This window comes from Pseudorhodobacter turbinis (genome assembly GCF_005234135.1).
Lineage (GTDB): Bacteria > Pseudomonadota > Alphaproteobacteria > Rhodobacterales > Rhodobacteraceae > Pseudorhodobacter > Pseudorhodobacter turbinis.
Genome location: NZ_CP039965.1, coordinates 410,816 through 425,372, shown reverse-complemented (window position 1 = coordinate 425,372; position 14,557 = coordinate 410,816). Strand labels below are relative to the sequence as shown.

At 57.7% G+C, this 14,557-nt stretch carries 15 protein-coding genes, 1 tRNA gene and 2 pseudogenes; 6 read left to right on the top strand and 12 right to left on the bottom strand.

Annotation, left to right across the window (positions count from 1 at the left end):
- Window positions 1-17: 17 nt before the first annotated feature.
- Window positions 18-194: a hypothetical protein gene (locus EOK75_RS20875; protein WP_168199257.1), complete on the bottom strand. Its 177-nt coding sequence runs from the start codon at window positions 192-194 to the stop codon at window positions 18-20.
- 71 nt (window positions 195-265) lie between these two features.
- Window positions 266-913, bottom strand: a complete 648-nt coding sequence (locus EOK75_RS14405) for a pyrimidine 5'-nucleotidase (protein ID WP_137194792.1) — start codon at window positions 911-913, stop codon at window positions 266-268.
- Between the two features lie 116 nt (window positions 914-1,029).
- On the opposite strand from EOK75_RS14405, the gene EOK75_RS14400 reads away from it, so the two are divergent.
- Window positions 1,030-1,665, top strand: a complete 636-nt coding sequence (locus EOK75_RS14400; RefSeq protein ID WP_137194791.1) for a GntR family transcriptional regulator — start codon at window positions 1,030-1,032, stop codon at window positions 1,663-1,665.
- A gap of 3 nt (window positions 1,666-1,668) precedes the next feature.
- Here EOK75_RS14400 and EOK75_RS14395 read toward each other — a convergent pair whose 3' ends face one another.
- Window positions 1,669-3,597: a glycosyltransferase gene (locus EOK75_RS14395; protein ID WP_137194790.1), complete on the bottom strand. Its 1,929-nt coding sequence runs from the start codon at window positions 3,595-3,597 to the stop codon at window positions 1,669-1,671.
- A gap of 158 nt (window positions 3,598-3,755) precedes the next feature.
- Entirely contained in the window at window positions 3,756-4,922 is a 1,167-nt protein-coding gene (carA, locus tag EOK75_RS14390; protein ID WP_137194789.1) for a glutamine-hydrolyzing carbamoyl-phosphate synthase small subunit, read from the bottom strand.
- Window positions 4,923-5,104: 182 nt separating this feature from the next.
- On the opposite strand from carA, the gene EOK75_RS14385 reads away from it, so the two are divergent.
- Window positions 5,105-5,563 carry a GatB/YqeY domain-containing protein gene (locus EOK75_RS14385; RefSeq protein ID WP_137195795.1) on the top strand — a complete coding sequence of 153 codons (459 nt, stop codon included), beginning with the start codon at window positions 5,105-5,107 and terminating at the stop codon, window positions 5,561-5,563.
- Between the two features lie 2 nt (window positions 5,564-5,565).
- Here the strand turns inward: EOK75_RS14385 and EOK75_RS14380 are convergent, their stop codons facing one another.
- The 4 genes from EOK75_RS14380 to lipB all read right to left on the bottom strand — a co-directional run bounded on the left by EOK75_RS14380 (window position 5,566) and on the right by lipB (window position 9,231).
- Window positions 5,566-6,066, bottom strand: coding sequence for a DUF2244 domain-containing protein (locus EOK75_RS14380; protein WP_137194788.1), 501 nt, complete (start codon window positions 6,064-6,066; stop codon window positions 5,566-5,568).
- A gap of 113 nt (window positions 6,067-6,179) precedes the next feature.
- Complete coding sequence (gene ctaD / locus EOK75_RS14375) at window positions 6,180-7,856, bottom strand: cytochrome c oxidase subunit I (RefSeq protein ID WP_137194787.1); 1,677 nt, start codon at window positions 7,854-7,856, stop codon at window positions 6,180-6,182.
- 154 nt (window positions 7,857-8,010) lie between these two features.
- The gene (locus tag EOK75_RS14370) at window positions 8,011-8,430 is read right to left on the bottom strand and encodes a c-type cytochrome (protein ID WP_137194786.1); all 420 of its coding nucleotides are present in this window, start codon (window positions 8,428-8,430) and stop codon (window positions 8,011-8,013) included.
- A 153-nt stretch (window positions 8,431-8,583) separates the two neighbouring features.
- Window positions 8,584-9,231 carry a lipoyl(octanoyl) transferase LipB gene (gene lipB, locus EOK75_RS14365; RefSeq protein ID WP_240794130.1) on the bottom strand — a complete coding sequence of 216 codons (648 nt, stop codon included), beginning with the start codon at window positions 9,229-9,231 and terminating at the stop codon, window positions 8,584-8,586.
- Window positions 9,232-9,414: 183 nt separating this feature from the next.
- On the opposite strand from lipB, the gene EOK75_RS14360 reads away from it, so the two are divergent.
- The 3 genes from EOK75_RS14360 to EOK75_RS14350 all read left to right on the top strand — a co-directional run bounded on the left by EOK75_RS14360 (window position 9,415) and on the right by EOK75_RS14350 (window position 11,487).
- Window positions 9,415-10,770 (top strand): peptidoglycan-binding domain-containing protein, encoded by a 1,356-nt coding sequence (locus EOK75_RS14360; protein WP_137194784.1) that lies wholly within the window; start codon window positions 9,415-9,417, stop codon window positions 10,768-10,770.
- Window positions 10,771-10,919: 149 nt separating this feature from the next.
- A tRNA-Leu gene (locus tag EOK75_RS14355) sits at window positions 10,920-11,006 on the top strand.
- 91 nt (window positions 11,007-11,097) lie between these two features.
- The gene (locus tag EOK75_RS14350) at window positions 11,098-11,487 is read left to right on the top strand and encodes a hypothetical protein (RefSeq protein ID WP_168199256.1); all 390 of its coding nucleotides are present in this window, start codon (window positions 11,098-11,100) and stop codon (window positions 11,485-11,487) included.
- Window positions 11,488-12,168: 681 nt separating this feature from the next.
- On the opposite strand, the gene EOK75_RS21875 is transcribed toward EOK75_RS14350, so the two are convergent.
- From EOK75_RS21875 to EOK75_RS14330, 4 genes and pseudogenes are all read right to left on the bottom strand, one after another.
- Entirely contained in the window at window positions 12,169-12,516 is a 348-nt protein-coding gene (locus EOK75_RS21875) for a hypothetical protein (protein WP_137194782.1), read from the bottom strand.
- A gap of 139 nt (window positions 12,517-12,655) precedes the next feature.
- Window positions 12,656-13,567 carry a sugar kinase gene (locus EOK75_RS14340; protein ID WP_137194781.1) on the bottom strand — a complete coding sequence of 304 codons (912 nt, stop codon included), beginning with the start codon at window positions 13,565-13,567 and terminating at the stop codon, window positions 12,656-12,658.
- An 18-nt stretch (window positions 13,568-13,585) separates the two neighbouring features.
- On the bottom strand, window positions 13,586-13,897 hold the full coding sequence (locus EOK75_RS14335) for a cupin domain-containing protein (protein WP_137194780.1): 312 nt from the start codon (window positions 13,895-13,897) through the stop codon (window positions 13,586-13,588).
- 20 nt (window positions 13,898-13,917) lie between these two features.
- A pseudogene (locus EOK75_RS14330) lies at window positions 13,918-14,211 on the bottom strand (SDR family NAD(P)-dependent oxidoreductase); the annotation flags it as partial.
- Between EOK75_RS14330 and EOK75_RS14325 the strand changes: the two are divergent.
- Window positions 14,201-14,480 (top strand): annotated as a pseudogene (locus EOK75_RS14325) (transposase); the annotation flags it as partial. The pseudogenes EOK75_RS14330 and EOK75_RS14325 sit on opposite strands and share 11 nt — an antisense overlap.
- Window positions 14,481-14,557: the final 77 nt, after the last annotated feature.

The following is a 14,557-nucleotide window of genomic DNA, read 5'->3' as shown; positions in this document are numbered from 1 at the left end:
AGGGACAAAAAGCCGCCCTATTGCCTTGTGACGGCCAGTAGCAAAGCAAAGACCACCGGCACCAGTACAAGTGCGGCCATGGCCAGGGCGACGGCCCCCCACAGGGTGACGGCCACAATGACAATAAGCGTGAATAGGCCAAGGGCAATAAAGATGTTGCGCGCGGATACCGCGCCTTCGGTGTGTTGGGTCATGCTGTTTCTCCTGTTCGCGGGGGCACTTTATGGATGCTGGCGGCGGGGGCTAGGTGGCGGCTTGCCGCAGGCTAGGCGACCAACCGTGCCAGAAACCCGGTCAGATCCTTTGTGTGATGGTGGATATGATCGGCGTGTGCGGCTTGTGGGGTGACATGAACGGTGCGCATTCCCATGGCATGGGGCGCGATCAGGTTGCGGCTGTCATCCTCAAACATCGCGCCAATGCCTGGGTCCAACTGATCGGTGGTGAAAATCGTCTCAAAGGCGGCAGCTTCCGGTTTGGGGCGGAAATTGGCATTTTCCACACCGTAAACCGCATCGAACAGGTTAGAGAGCCCCCGTGCCGCCAGCACCCGTTCGGCATAGGGCGCAGAGCCGTTGGTATAGACGATGCGCCGACCGGGAAGCGCGCGGATATGGGCGGCAAGCGCCTGATCCTGCTGCAAATGATCCAATGAGATATCATGCACATCAACCAGATAGGGCGTGGGATCAACCCCGTGCTCTTGCATCAAGCCAGCCAAAGTCGTGCCGTATCGGGCCCAGTAATGCCGCCGCAGATGGTCGGCCTTTGGCCGGTCGACTTTCAGGGTCTCCATTACCCAATTCGTCATCCGCACCTCGATCTGATCAAACAGGCGGGCGGACGGCGGGTAGAGCGTGTTATCAAGGTCAAAGACCCAGGCGCGCACATGGGCGAAATCTGTTTTGGGCATGATGTCAGGCTATGATGCATTCGGGCGTTTGGCAATGCGTTCGAACGGGCGTTTGCGGTTGACTGTGGCCCCCCCCCCGTTACTTTGCCCGCATAGCGAGTCCGAAAGGTGACCCATTGCAAAAAGATGCCTATACACTGATCCTCGAGGCAATTGATGCTGGGGTGTATAAACCCGGCGACCGATTGGTTGAATCGGAATTGGCCGAGAGGTTTGGCGTGTCGCGCACCCCGGTGCGTGAGGCGTTGCAACGGCTGGAGACCCAATCCATGCTGGCCCGCGATGGCCGCAGCTTGATCGTGGCCTCGCTTGATCACAACCAGTTGGCGGAACTTTATGCCGTGCGTACCGAACTGGAGGGGCTTGCCGCGCGTCTTGCGGCCCGCCACGCGACCGACGAAGAACTGCGGGTTTTGCGGGCCATGGTAGAAGATGACAAGTCGCTTCTCGGGGGCGATCCGCGGGCATTGTCACGTGCGAACAAACGGTTCCATAAACAGATCCATCTTGCCTCTCATAACCGGTTTTTGGTGACGCAGCTTGATTTGGTGCATCGGTCAATGGCGCTGATGGCGACGACCTCTTTTGCGGCAGACGGGCGTGACGAAATGGGCCTGGCCGAGCATGAGGCGATTGTCGAGGCGATCGAAGCCCGCGATGGTGAGGCGGCCTATCAAGCCCTGCGGGGGCATATCTCCAACGCGTTTGAGACCCGTTTGCGGATTGATGCCGGCGAAGTGAACACTCGCTAGGGGTTATTCCGGCGCGGATTGATCGAAATGACCGTGGCTGGTTTTGTCCCAGTAAAAAGGTTTGGTCACCATTTCCCATGCCGCCTTGTATGAGGCCAAAGCACCAAGCGGAAAGTAGAAGTGCAAAGTCGGCACCCAAAGCAGGCTCATCTTATGTTTGGTCTTGCTTAGCCCCATGATGTTGACGGTTAGGTTGATAACCTCGGTCAGCAGATAGAGGCCAACCAGACCCAGCATAACCACTGGCGGCAGGGCTGCGGCCAAAGGATGCGGCACCCCGAGGGGCACCAGCCAGAAAGACCAAAGTACTGGTGCCAGAAGAAATTGCGAAAGTGTGCAGAGGAAAAGGATCTGAAAGCCGATGAATTTGCGTGCGCCGAGTTGCTTCCACAACAACCGCGGGCTTCGCATATGTACAGCCCAAGTCATCATATAGCCCTTGAGCCAGCGAGACCGCTGCTTCACCCAAGGGATCGCACGGCAATTAGCTTCTTCCTCGGTCACGGTATCCAAGATTTCAGTGCGGTAGCCGTGGCGGGCAAGGCGCATGCCCAGATCGGCATCCTCGGTCACATTATGGGCATCCCATCCGCCCAATTCCTCTAGCGCGTCGCGGCGAAAGAAAAGCGTGGTGCCGCCCAAGGGAATTGCCAGCCCCAGCCGTTGCAAGCCCGGCAGAATAATGCGGAACCAAGCGGCATATTCCATTGTAAAGCAACGCGATAGCCAGTTTGTTTGGGGGTTGTAGAAATCCAGAACCCCTTGCAAGCAGGCGACATCCCCTTCGCGCTGATAAAAACGTTCTACGACTTTGTGGATCTGCGATGGCTCGGGGGCGTCCTCGGCATCATACACACCGATGATGGATCCACGGCAAAGGTCCAAAGCGAAATTCAACGCACGCGGTTTGGTTTTCAGCGGGCCATCCGGCACCACAACAACGCGGATCCACGGGGGCAAATCCACCGACTGCAAAGCATCGCGGGTAAGGTTATCTTTTTCCTCAACAACCAGCAGGATGTCGAGCAGATCCCGCGGGTAGTCCAGCCGGTCAAGGCGGCGGACGAGACGCGAGGCGATATTACCCTCTTCAAACAGGGCCACCATGATGGAAACGGTGGGCAGGCGCGCGATGATGGGGGGTGGCGGGCTTGGCGGTGTACTTTTAAGTGCTGCAAAAACCGCGCCGAGGCGCAGGCCTGTGGATAAAGCGAGCGTCAATGAGGCCCATGCCGTGAAGGCCAGCGCCATAAAGGTCGGCGACAGCCAGAGGCCAAACATGATGGTAGCAAAGAACAGTGCAACCTTGATGGCGAGGCCTTCGCTGCCCCAATTTCGGCAACTCTCGGCGGTGGATACGCGGTTTTCAGCGGCCTCGTTCAGCACCCCCGCCCTTGCCTTCATCACGGCTTGGTGGATCTTGGAGGCGGGTGCCAGCGCCATGATGACGGGGCCATAAACGCTGCGCAACCATTTATAATGACGGGCAAATTCTTCGGGGTAGGCGGTGGCGATGACCACGGCTTGCCCGGCGTGCTGCCAAGGCACAAAACCTTCGCGCAGACAGGTCGCAGCCCCGATCATATCGATCAAACGCGGATCGGGTGTTTGACGCAGCGGATCGATCAGGCGGACATTCCAGTGGCGGGCCTGTGCTTCGTACAGCGGTTTTTCTTCAATGAAATGCCGCGACAACAGAATATCACACAGACGGCCTGAATGACGCTTTTGCAATGAGAGCGCCATCAACAAAGCATCCGGCGAGATTAGCCCTTCGCGCAGAAGGGTGACGCCAAGACTGCGAACCGAGGGGGCAGTGATCGTAATCTGCCGACCCTTCTCGGGGGCGGGTTTGAGCTTTACCGAAGCGTTGTTGTGCGATTCGGGCTGATGTGTGTGCGATGGTGCGCGAAGTGGAAGTGCTGCGATCATAAGTCCCCCGATTTGGTCAGATTTGGGGGAGAAGGGTTAACAAGAAGTTAACCACAGGCTTATCCACAGATTTAAATAAACTGTCCACAAGTGCGAAACAAGGAGCTGTGGCCAAGCCTATCTTGGCCACTATATCTAGCCTCGTGTTTTTGGGCGAATCAGGCGGGGCGGCGGGCCTTCATTGCATCCGCGAATCGCTCGAACAGGTAGTAGCTGTCTTGCGGGCCGGGGCTTGCCTCGGGGTGATACTGCACGGAAAACACGGGTTTTCCTTCAACCTTGATGCCGCAATTGGTGCCATCAAACAGGCTGACATGGGTTTCGCGCACGCCCTTTGGCAAGCTTTGCGCATCAACCGTAAAGCCGTGGTTCATTGAGGTGATTTCGACCTTATTGGTATCATAATCCTTGACCGGATGGTTGGCACCGTGGTGGCCGTGGCCCATCTTCAGAGTCTTGGCGCCAAGGGCCAAGGCCAGCATCTGGTGGCCCAGACAGATCCCGAACAACGGGATATCTGCGGCCAGCACACCTTTGATCATATCAACCGCATAAAGGCCTGTGGCCGCCGGATCGCCGGGGCCGTTAGAGAGAAACACGCCTTCCGGTTTCAGGGCCAGCACATCCTCGGCGGTGGCCGTTGCAGGCAGCACCGTCACATCACATCCCGCCGAGGCGAGGCAGCGCAGGATGTTGCGTTTCGCGCCGAAATCGATGGCGACCACGCGCAGCCCGTCGCCCGTGCGCTTGGAATAACCATCGGGCCACGCCCAACGCATTTCATCCCAACGATAGCTTTGGGCGCAGGTCACGTCTTTGGCAAGGTCCAGCCCCTCCAACCCGCGCCAGTCGCGGGCGGCGGCGATCAATGCCTCTGTGTCAAAATTCCCGTCAGGATCATGGGCCAAGGCCACATGCGGTGCGCCCAGTTGGCGGATCGCGCGGGTCAGGCGGCGTGTGTCCAGCCCGCCAATGCCGATGCGGCCCTTAGCGGTCATCCACTCGGCCAGACCGGCCGTTGACCGCCAGTTCGAAGGCACCGTCGGATCCCATTTCACCACCATACCGGCGGCGACCGGATCTGTGGTTTCGTCATCCTCGGCGGTGACGCCGGTGTTGCCGATATGGGGGAAGGTAAAGGTGACCACCTGACCTGCATAAGAGGGGTCTGTCATAACCTCCTGATAGCCGGTCATGGCGGTATTGAATACCAGCTCTGCGACCGTCTGGCCGGTTGCGCCAAAGCCATGCCCGTAAAACAGGGTGCCATTGGCCAGCGCAAGGCAAGCGGTTGGTTTGTTGGTCAAAACTGTGGGTTGGGTCATGGTACGACTCTCTCTGGCCGGATTTGGGGGACACTACGGGCCAAAGGGGCTGGGGTCAAGCCGATAGGCAAAATGGAATAGTGTTTGTAATCAGAGTGTTGTCTGATTTGTGCTTGGTTGCCCCGGCTTTGCCTTCGGGCTATGATGGCGGCTTTCCGAAACCTTTGAGGATGATCAGAACAATGAATTTGCGTGACCGGCTGCAAGTGGCCTTGAAAGATGCAATGCGCGCCAAAGAGGCGGAGCGTCTGTCAACGCTGCGCCTGATCAATGCGGCAATCAAGGACCGTGACATTGCTGTGCGCGGAGAGGGCAACGACGGGCTGGTGTCCGATGCCGATATTACCGCGATCCTGTCCAAGATGGTAAAGCAACGCCAAGAAAGCGCGCGTGTCTATGAAGAAGGCGGGCGGCTGGAACTGGCGGAAAAAGAGCTGGATGAGATTAAGGTTGTGGAGGAATTCCTGCCGCGTCAACTTACAGGTGGCGAAGTAGACGCTGCGATTGCTGCTGCGATTGCGGAATCCGGGGCACGCTCTATCCGTGATATGGGCAAGGTGATGGGCGTGCTGAAGGGCAAATACACCGGCCAGATGGATTTTGGCGCGGTCGGCCCGCGGGTCAAAGATATGCTTGGCTAAAATTACGGGCTGTCGGTTCGGGCGTTGTGATCGCGCAACGCCTGACGCAGCTCTTGGGCAAGGGCGATACGTTCTTCCTCGGATAAAAAAGTGCCCAGCTCTACTTTTCTGGGGCCGCCTGCAAGGGTGATATATTCCGGCACCGGACCACCCTTGGCCTGGGTCTCAACGCGCACCCAATGTGGGTTTGCCTCCCATGTTTGATGTTTGCCGTGTGGGCCGTGACGGGTCAGATGCAGGCGGGGTCCCTCAAACGTCAGGGTCTCCAATATCTCTCCATCGCGGTAATTGCGTTGTAGCGCCCAATACATTCCTGCCACCGCCGCCACGAAAAACGGCAGCAATCCCCATAGCACCGGAGAGCCGAGCACCGTGAGGAGGGGCAGTGAAATGAGCGCAGCCGTGCCCCCGATAAACACAACAAACCCCCGTCGCGGCAAAGAGCGATAGGGCCAGAGCGTAAGCTGTTTCGGTGTTGTGGTTTTGGACCATTCATAGGGCATAGGCGTAAGATAAAGCGGTTGGTGCCGACAGGGAAGGGCGAACTCAAAGCCGAAGCTTCCAATGAAAAACGGCCCCGAATTGCTTCGGGGCCGTTTTATTTTCTGTAGCGGGATTAGTGGCTGTGGCCCTTATCCCAATCGGACTGTTTTGCCAGCTGCTCGAACGTATGCTCGGGCGGTGGGCAGGTCAGGGTCCATTCCAGCGTATCCGCATATTCGTTCCAGTAGTTGTTCTCGGTCACGCGCTTACCGTAGCGCAGGGTGTAGAACACGATACCGATGAACAGCAGGAAGGATGCGAAGGACAAGAAGGCGCCCATGCTCGACCAGTAGTTCCACTGGGCAAATGCCTCAGGGTAGTCGATGTAGCGGCGCGGCATGCCCTGACGGCCCAAGAAGTGCTGGGGGAAGAATGTCAGGTTTGCGCCGATAAACATCATCCAGAAGTGCAGCTTGGCCGCCCATTCAGGATACTGACGCCCCGACATCTTGCCCATCCAGAAGTAGATCCCGGCAAAGATCGCAAAAACGGCACCAAGGCTCATCACATAGTGGAAGTGGGCCACAACGTAATAGGTGTCATGATAGGCGCGGTCGATGCCAGCCTGCGACAGCACGATGCCCGTAACCCCACCAACGGTGAAGAGGAACAAGAAGCCGAAGGCCCAGAGCATAGGCGCTTTCATCTCGATCGAGCCGCCCCACATGGTGGCGATCCACGAGAAGATCTTGATGCCGGTTGGCACCGCGATCACCATGGTGGCCAGCATGAAGTAAGACTGCTGGGTCAGCGACAGGCCAACGGTGTACATATGGTGCGCCCAGACGACAAAGCCCAGAACACCAATCGCAACCATCGCGTAAACCATAGGCAGGTAGCCAAAGATCGGCTTGCGAGAGAAAGTCGCGATAACCTGCGAAATGATCCCGAAGCCCGGCAGGATGATGATATACACCTCTGGGTGGCCAAAGAACCACAAGATGTGCTGATATAAGATCGGATCGCCGCCACCTGCAGGATCAAAGAAGGTGGTCCCGAAGTTACGGTCGGTCAGCAACATAGTGATAGCGCCTGCCAGAACCGGCAAGGACAGCAGAATCAACCAGGAGGTGACAAAGATCGACCAAGCGAACAGGGGCACCTTATGCAGGGTCATGCCCGGTGTACGCATGTTCAGGAAGGTGGTGATCATGTTGATCGCACCCAAAATGGACGAAGCACCCGACAAGTGGACCGCAAAAATCGCGAGATCCATCGAATAGACGTCCTTGTTCTGGGTCGAAAGCGGTGGATAGAGAACCCAACCAACGCCCGCACCGTTCTGGCCATCGCCGCCCGGAACCAGCAAGGAGGATACCGCCAGCGAAACACCGGCAACATACATCCAGTAGGAAAGGTTGTTCATCCGTGGGAACGCCATATCCGGCGCGCCGATTTGCAATGGCATGAAGTAGTTGCCAAAACCGCCGAACAGGGCCGGAATGACCACGAAGAACATCATCAAGATGCCGTGGGCCGTGATCATCACGTTCCAGATATGTCCGTTGGGTGTACAAACTTCATCCGCGCCTGCAGCGAAGAAACGTGCGCCTTCAAGGCACATGTATTGCACCCCTGGGTGCATCAGCTCCATCCGCATATATACGGTGAAGATTACCGAAATCAGGCCGACAAGGCCGCCGGTAAACAGGTATAGAATCCCGATGTCTTTGTGATTGGTCGACATGAACCAGCGGGTAAAGAACCCGCGTTCGTCATGCTCATGACCATGATTGGCTGCGTCGGCCATGCCTGCCTCCCGCTTGCGTTGCTATTTCCAGCGTGCGGGAAAACAGATTCCCGCCGCCACTTGTGCCCTTGTTTTAGGACGCCCGAGCGGCGGCGGCAATTGCTGACTTTGATTTAGATCAAGAAAAACCCAAGCAAAGTCATTTTTGCGTGTGTTAATTTACCGCAGGGGCCACCGATGCGAGATAGGCTGCGACGTCATCGCCACCTTTCTTCAGCTTGTAGGTCATTTTGGATTTCGCACCGTCGTCGCCTGTGACCTCTTTCAAGAAGCCTTTCGGGTCGGCGCTATAGGTTGCAAGCTGCTCTTCATCCCAGATCAGCCCGCCTTCACCGGCAGCAACAATCGAATCGCCGTATTTGAAGCCTTCGACACTACCAGCCTGACGACCGATAACACCGTAGAGGTTCGGGCCGGTTTTGCCGCCTTTGACAATTGCGGTACCGTCGTCGGCCACAACTTCGTGGCAAGACTTGCATTTTTTGAATTCTTTTTCACCTTTTTCTGCGTCTCCGGCAAAGGCCGGGGCAGACAGGGCGAACAGGGCGGCTGTGGCAATTAGGCTAAGTTTCATGTGTACATCCTTGTCAGTGTTCAGAGCTGCGTGCAGTTTTGGTGAGGCACGGTGATGTTTTCTCGTATACCGCATATAATGCTGTCTCGCCATAGGGCAAGCTGTCACGGATCTGTATTCTATGGCGCATTGGCCGCGGGCAGGCCTTGTATTTCAGGTCGTTTCGCCAAAGGCTTTGGCAAAGTTCTCACGCAGCGCGATATCGACGTCCGTCAGGGTGACGGGCAAGCCCAGATCGACAAGGCTCGTGACGCCGTGGTCCGATATTCCGCAAGGGACAATGCCCGTAAAATGCGAAAGATCCGGCTCTACATTAATTGAAATGCCGTGAAAGCTGATCCATTTGCGCAGTTTCACCCCGACGGCGGCGATCTTGTCTTCGGCCGGTTGGCCATTCGGGCCAAGGCGGACGCGCGTGACCCAAACGCCGACGCGGCCTTCCCGCCGTTCGCCCTTAACGTTGAAACTGTCAAGTGTGCCGATAACCCAGTTTTCCAGCGCCGAGACGAACTTGCGAACATCGCGCCCGCGTTTGTTCAAATCCAGCATAACATAGACAACACGTTGCCCCGGCCCGTGATAGGTATATTGCCCGCCACGCCCGCTGGCATGGACGGGAAAGCGGTCAGGTTCGACCAGATCGGCCGCCTGTGCGCTGGTGCCCGCGGTATAAAGCGGGGGGTGTTCCAGCAGCCAGATCGCTTCACCGGCTGTGCCATTGGCGATGGCGGCGACGCGGGCCTCCATCGCGGCCACGGTGTCAAGATAGGGGGCCAGCCCGTCAAGCACGCGCCATTCAATCTGGTTATTCAGCGGCGTTTCGGCTGAGGGAAGGGGCGTGCTGTCCACAAGAATTTCCTTTGCTTTCATCGCTGCAGCCCTGCGCCTGCCCGTGACGGGGCAAAAGCGCTTAGGAACACCGACGCTGCGTGGTACCATATGACAATAGTGAGTCGAGATAAACTTTGGGGATGGAGTTTTCAAATGATATTCAAAAGTATTTCTACAGCATTCGTTGCCACTGCCATGGTTGTCACCCCGCTAGAGGTCCATGCTGGTGATGGTTTGGTTGGCGGCATCGTCGGTGGCATCATCGGCGGGGTCATCGTTAATGAGGCCAATAAAAACCGCCGGACAACAACGCGGCGCACGACCAAATACAAACGATCCACGATTTCTTCCAGCCAGCGCGCGGCGAACAGGGAGGTGCAGGTTGCGCTGAATTACTTCGGCTTTCCGGTCGGCACGCCTGATGGGGCCATCGGGCCAAAGTCTCGCGGAGCGATTTCCCAGTATCAGGCCCATATGGGTTTTGCCACGAACGGCAATTTGAATGATTGGGAGCGCGATCTTCTGGTGCAATCCTATTACCGCGCACAGGCGGGCGGGGCGCTGACAGCGCAGCAGATCGCCAGTGATCCTCGGGGGCCAAAGGGCTTGCTGTACACCTACCGCGATGAGCGTTTGGGTATTGGCGCAGCCGCGGGCGGGCAAATGGCCGCCGCCTCACAGGCCGCCCCGCAGCTTGGCGTTGCCGCCGCAGGTACGACTGCCGTCGCCGCAGCAGTTCCACAATTCGGCGCCGAAGTTGCATCTGAAAACGCCCTGCCGTCTTTTATGGCGCAAGGGGTCACGCAGGTTTCATTGGCAAGCCATTGCAACAAGATTTCCCTTGTCACCAATTCCAACGGCGGCTTTGTGACCCAGGCGACACTGCAAGATCCGGCCTTCGCGCTGTCCGAACAGTTCTGTCTGGCGCGGACCTATGCCATCGCCCAAGGGGAGGAGCTGGTTTCCAAGGTTTCCGGTTTCACCCCACAGCAAATCTCGCAGCAATGCGAAGGCTTTGGCCCCGTGATGCAAGAGCATGTCGCAGCGCTTTCACTGAAATCGCGTGAAGAGGTAATGCAGGGCGTGTCGGGCTTTGTTCTTGGTTCGGGGATGTCGCCTGCGCAATTGGCGGGTACGGCCAAGATTTGCCTCGGGGTTGGTTACGTCACCGATAACATGGATGTCGCCATCGGCTCGGCGCTGATTTTGACCACGGTGGGCGAGGCGGCCTATGCCGAGTTGATCGGCCATCACCTTGCCTCGGGCATTGGCGCAGCACAACGGATGGATCTGTCGTTGCCTTGGTTCGATCAAGGCTATCTGGCAGGGAGCGATGGCACTAGCCAGGTCTTTGCGCCGGGGATGGCCGATCGTGCGCCCTTGATCCGGGCGGCGGCCTATACCGCTGCGGGGCGGAACGTGCCGGGGGCTGCGACCCCAAGCGCGCCGGTTCCTGCCGCAACCCTTCCGGCCTTTGTCGTGCCGGGCGCTACATCAGCGAACCCCTGATCGAAACGGATCAATCAATCATCAATGCCAGGGGCAATTTTCCCCGGCATTTCCATTTTCGGCAGGCTGTTACGAATTATCGGTTAAGGGTGAAAATTCAGCTTGAGGTCCGCTTGCAGTTTCGCTATCACGCTGCAAGTCAAGACAGTGCGGTCGTGGCGGAATTGGTAGACGCGCAGCGTTGAGGTCGCTGTTCTTTAACCGGAGTGGAAGTTCGAGTCTTCTCGACCGCACCAATCTTGACCGATTAGCTAATGTTTTTCAAGCATATCAGGTATCTATCGCCCCTCTCAGGACACGTTCCGGGACACAACGGGGACACTTTCGATGGTGGTCGTGATGAAATTGAAGTACGTGGATGACCTGTCTGGGGGTCGTAAACGGTTCAGGCGCAGGTGGCCCAAGGCAGTGGCTGAGGTGCTTGGCGAAACTTTCTTTCAGGTTCCCATGAAGGCCCGCGAAGGTGCTGCTCTGGTCTCCGAGCAAGAAGCATTGCAGTCCCATTTTGATTCGATAGTCGCAACCGTAACACAGGATGCTGAGCAACTGGCGAGGCTTTCCCCGAGGGAGCGCTGGCGGCAAGCTGTGGCCGAAGCTGGCAGGCTTCTCGAAGGTTCGCGTGGGCGTGATGAAGATGAGATCAGGCAGACTGTCGCGGATGACATCGCCCAGCGCCAAGGCGACCCGATGCTCCACCGCCCCGACACACTCTTTTAGATGCTTGGTCATTGTACGCTCAGGAGCGCAGTGGGTTGAATCGTCATGAGAGAATTCGGAAACGTGTGGAGGGCGCTCTCAGGACGCGTCATCGCTGACCTGAAAAGGGAACATGGCAGGGCTTTGCGTGACTTCATGTTGAAGCAGAAGGCAGCACAGGAAAAACCTTGCCTGTTGACGCAATCCGCAGAGAGCTGGATATGGTGAGGGCGATTGTGAAGCTTGCCTTGCTAGAATTCGATCTGCAGGGCACCGTAACAAACCCGTTCAGGACTCTTGAGATTAAGCGAGGAGGCGACAATGCCCCAGCCATCGCTCGTGAAGCCCGTGACCCGTTGCCTGAGCCTGTCCTGAAGGCCATGCGAGAACGCATTGAAAGTAGGGTGCGGGTACGTGAGCTTGTCTTGATTTGGTATATGCTGGAAGGCACGGGATGCCGAGATCGTGGGGCGGCGTGTTGAAGATGTCTGCCTTGATCATCCAACACCTCACATCAATGTCGAGTGGCACCCTGATAGGCGCGTGAAGACAATGACTAGCCACCGTCTGGTCCCGCTTATCGGGCCGGCTCTGGACGCAGGGCAGGAAGCCGTGAGGCTGGCTGGGGATAGCACCCTTCTGTTTCCTCGGTATGCGGGTGAGAAGGGCCCCGACGCTGTCTCGCAGGCATTGAACAAGCACTTACGCGCTGTAACCCAAAACCCCAAGCATGTGGTTTATTCCTTGCACCACAATCTTAAAGCCAAGCTGGTCGGGGCCGGAACGGTTGCAAGAACTGAGCACAGTATCATGGGGCATGCCGGGGGCAGCGTGGGAGATCGTGTTTACGGGAATGATGAGGCGTGGCTGAAGGTCTGTGTTGAGGCCATAGGCCGCGAAGGCAGGACCGTCCATTGCGCCTTTGATCACCCAAGGTGCAATCAGGGTCTGGGTTCCCCAGCTGCCGAAAGGCGCAGCCACCGTCAGGCGTTCGCCGCGCGGGGCCCAACCGCGCAGCCGGGTGAGGTTCGTTTTGACCGCTGTTTTCATCAATAAAGACAACGCGTTCCGGCATCCGCACAATGGCTGGCAAGTGGTGTGTGGGCCAATCCTCACGTCGCGACCTCACCTTGGCGCGGTGACGTTCGGTATCGACCAGTAACTTTTTTCTGCGTGAACCCGAGGCGCTTTAGCGATCAAGCCCGTCACTATCGACTGGTATAAGCGCACCTTTGCTTTGCACGACAGATCCGGCCAGACGGCAGGCACGGGTGATGCTATGGGTCAATGGTGTGTTGTCATCCATGCCTGCCAGAATCGCCGCGTTAAAGCTGTCACCTGCGGCTGTTGTATCAACAATCGACTGTAGGGCGGGCACGGCGGCGCTTCCATGGACATCGCCCTGACGGTAGAAAACCGGATCGGCACCATTCTTGACCACAACGGTTGAGGCCCCCGCATCGGCATAGCGCGCGGCAGTGGCCTCGGGGTCGTTATCCCCGAACCAGCTTGCCTCATCCTCAAAAGACGGCAGCGCGATATCGCTGACGGCGGCACCTTGCATGACAACCCGCGTCATCTCGGCCGGATCGGCCCAAAGACGGGGGCGCAGATTTGGGTCAAAAGCGACCGTCTTGCCCGCAGCCCGGGCATGGCGCAAGGCGGCCAGAAGGGTTTCACGCGATGCAGGGTCAAGAATGGCCAAGGTGATCCCCGAGAAATAGATCACATCCGTCTGATCCATCGCCCGCTCCAGCGCCTGCGGGTCCGCCGCAAGTTGGCGCGCGGCGGATTGGCTCCGCCAATAGGAAAAGCTGCGTTCTCCGTTGTCGAGAGAGATCATATACAGCCCGATGGTGCGGTCCGGCACGACCTGAACATGGCTGTCGTCAATCCCGCCCGCAGTTATGGCATCGCGCAATTTTTGGGAAATCGCATCCGCCCCGATTGCCGTAAAGAACGACACCGAGGTTTCAGGCCGTAGTCGTGCCAGATACCATGCGGTATTGAAGGTATCGCCCGCAAATCCCAAACTAAATCCATCTGCCGTAACAGCGGGAGCCAGTTCGGCCATGCATTCACCGATCGCTAGAAATCGCATATTCGACCACCTTGTAGGTTATAAAAAATCATCGCGGCGCGGGGTGAAGCTGTCGATCAAGCGCCCCGGCTCCAGACAGACACATCCATGGGGCACGCGAGACGCCACCACAAAGCTGTCGCCCGGACCTACCTCGCGTTCTTCGCCGCCCAGTGAAAAGCGGAACCGGCCGCTTTCCACATAGGTTGCCTGAACGTGAGGATGATCATGCAGCGCGCCGATCGCCCCTTCCTTATTGAAGCGGAAGGCCACGATCATCAGCTCCGGATGACTAGACAGCACCTGGCGGGTGGTGTTCTCGCCAGTCGGGACAATCGGATAAAGGGTCATCTGCGCTCCTCCTCTTTGGATCAAGAGAACAACATTCCGCCGTTGTTGTCTAGATTGGTGCCGGTGGCGAATGCCGAGGCATCTCTGGCCAGAAAGCAAACCAGATTGGCGACATCATCGGGCGTGCCCTGACGTTTGAGCGGGGTTGCAGCCTCCACGTTGCGGCGCACGGCGTCCTTGGTGTGGACGTTGTGAAAATCGGTGTCGATCATGCCGGGGCACAGGGCATTTACGCGGATGTCCGGCCCAAGTCCCTTGGCAAGGCTGCGGGTCATGGCCATCACCGCCCCCTTGGAGGTGGCATATGATGCGGACTGGTTCAGAGATGCATTGAAAGACAAGGGCACAACGCCCTGCATCCCCGGTCGCAAGTCGCGCAAGAAGACCGTCAAGTACGACAAGCGCCGCTACAAACGACGTAACCGCCTTCTCGCGCATGTAAACATGCGCTGCCAGGTAACACATTGAGAGGATGTTCGGCAGGCTCAAGGATTGGCGACGCATCTCAACACGCTACGACAGATCCCCAACCGTCTTCCTCTCAGCAATTGCTCGCGCCGCAGCCGTTATCTTTTGGTTATGAGATGCCGTAACGGGGCCTGCGTTGCACACTGCCTGTTACCGCTTGCAAGATCAGGGGCAATTTGTCGACCATCCCGT

What these genes read in the sequence shown, in the direction of transcription:
- carA (WP_137194789.1), bottom strand. Translation starts at nt 4,922, where the DNA reads ATGACCCAACCCACAGTTTTGACCAACAAACCAACCGCTTGCCTTGCG.
- EOK75_RS14360 (WP_137194784.1), top strand. Translation starts at nt 9,415, where the DNA reads ATGATATTCAAAAGTATTTCTACAGCATTCGTTGCCACTGCCATGGTT.
- EOK75_RS14350 (WP_168199256.1), top strand. Translation starts at nt 11,098, where the DNA reads ATGGTGGTCGTGATGAAATTGAAGTACGTGGATGACCTGTCTGGGGGT.
- EOK75_RS14385 (WP_137195795.1), top strand. Translation starts at nt 5,105, where the DNA reads ATGAATTTGCGTGACCGGCTGCAAGTGGCCTTGAAAGATGCAATGCGC.
- EOK75_RS14370 (WP_137194786.1), bottom strand. Translation starts at nt 8,430, where the DNA reads ATGAAACTTAGCCTAATTGCCACAGCCGCCCTGTTCGCCCTGTCTGCC.
- EOK75_RS14405 (WP_137194792.1), bottom strand. Translation starts at nt 913, where the DNA reads ATGCCCAAAACAGATTTCGCCCATGTGCGCGCCTGGGTCTTTGACCTT.
- EOK75_RS14335 (WP_137194780.1), bottom strand. Translation starts at nt 13,897, where the DNA reads ATGACCCTTTATCCGATTGTCCCGACTGGCGAGAACACCACCCGCCAG.
- EOK75_RS14380 (WP_137194788.1), bottom strand. Translation starts at nt 6,066, where the DNA reads ATGCCCTATGAATGGTCCAAAACCACAACACCGAAACAGCTTACGCTC.
- EOK75_RS14395 (WP_137194790.1), bottom strand. Translation starts at nt 3,597, where the DNA reads ATGATCGCAGCACTTCCACTTCGCGCACCATCGCACACACATCAGCCC.
- ctaD (WP_137194787.1), bottom strand. Translation starts at nt 7,856, where the DNA reads ATGGCCGACGCAGCCAATCATGGTCATGAGCATGACGAACGCGGGTTC.
- EOK75_RS20875 (WP_168199257.1), bottom strand. Translation starts at nt 194, where the DNA reads ATGACCCAACACACCGAAGGCGCGGTATCCGCGCGCAACATCTTTATT.
- EOK75_RS21875 (WP_137194782.1), bottom strand. Translation starts at nt 12,516, where the DNA reads ATGAAAACAGCGGTCAAAACGAACCTCACCCGGCTGCGCGGTTGGGCC.
- EOK75_RS14340 (WP_137194781.1), bottom strand. Translation starts at nt 13,567, where the DNA reads ATGCGATTTCTAGCGATCGGTGAATGCATGGCCGAACTGGCTCCCGCT.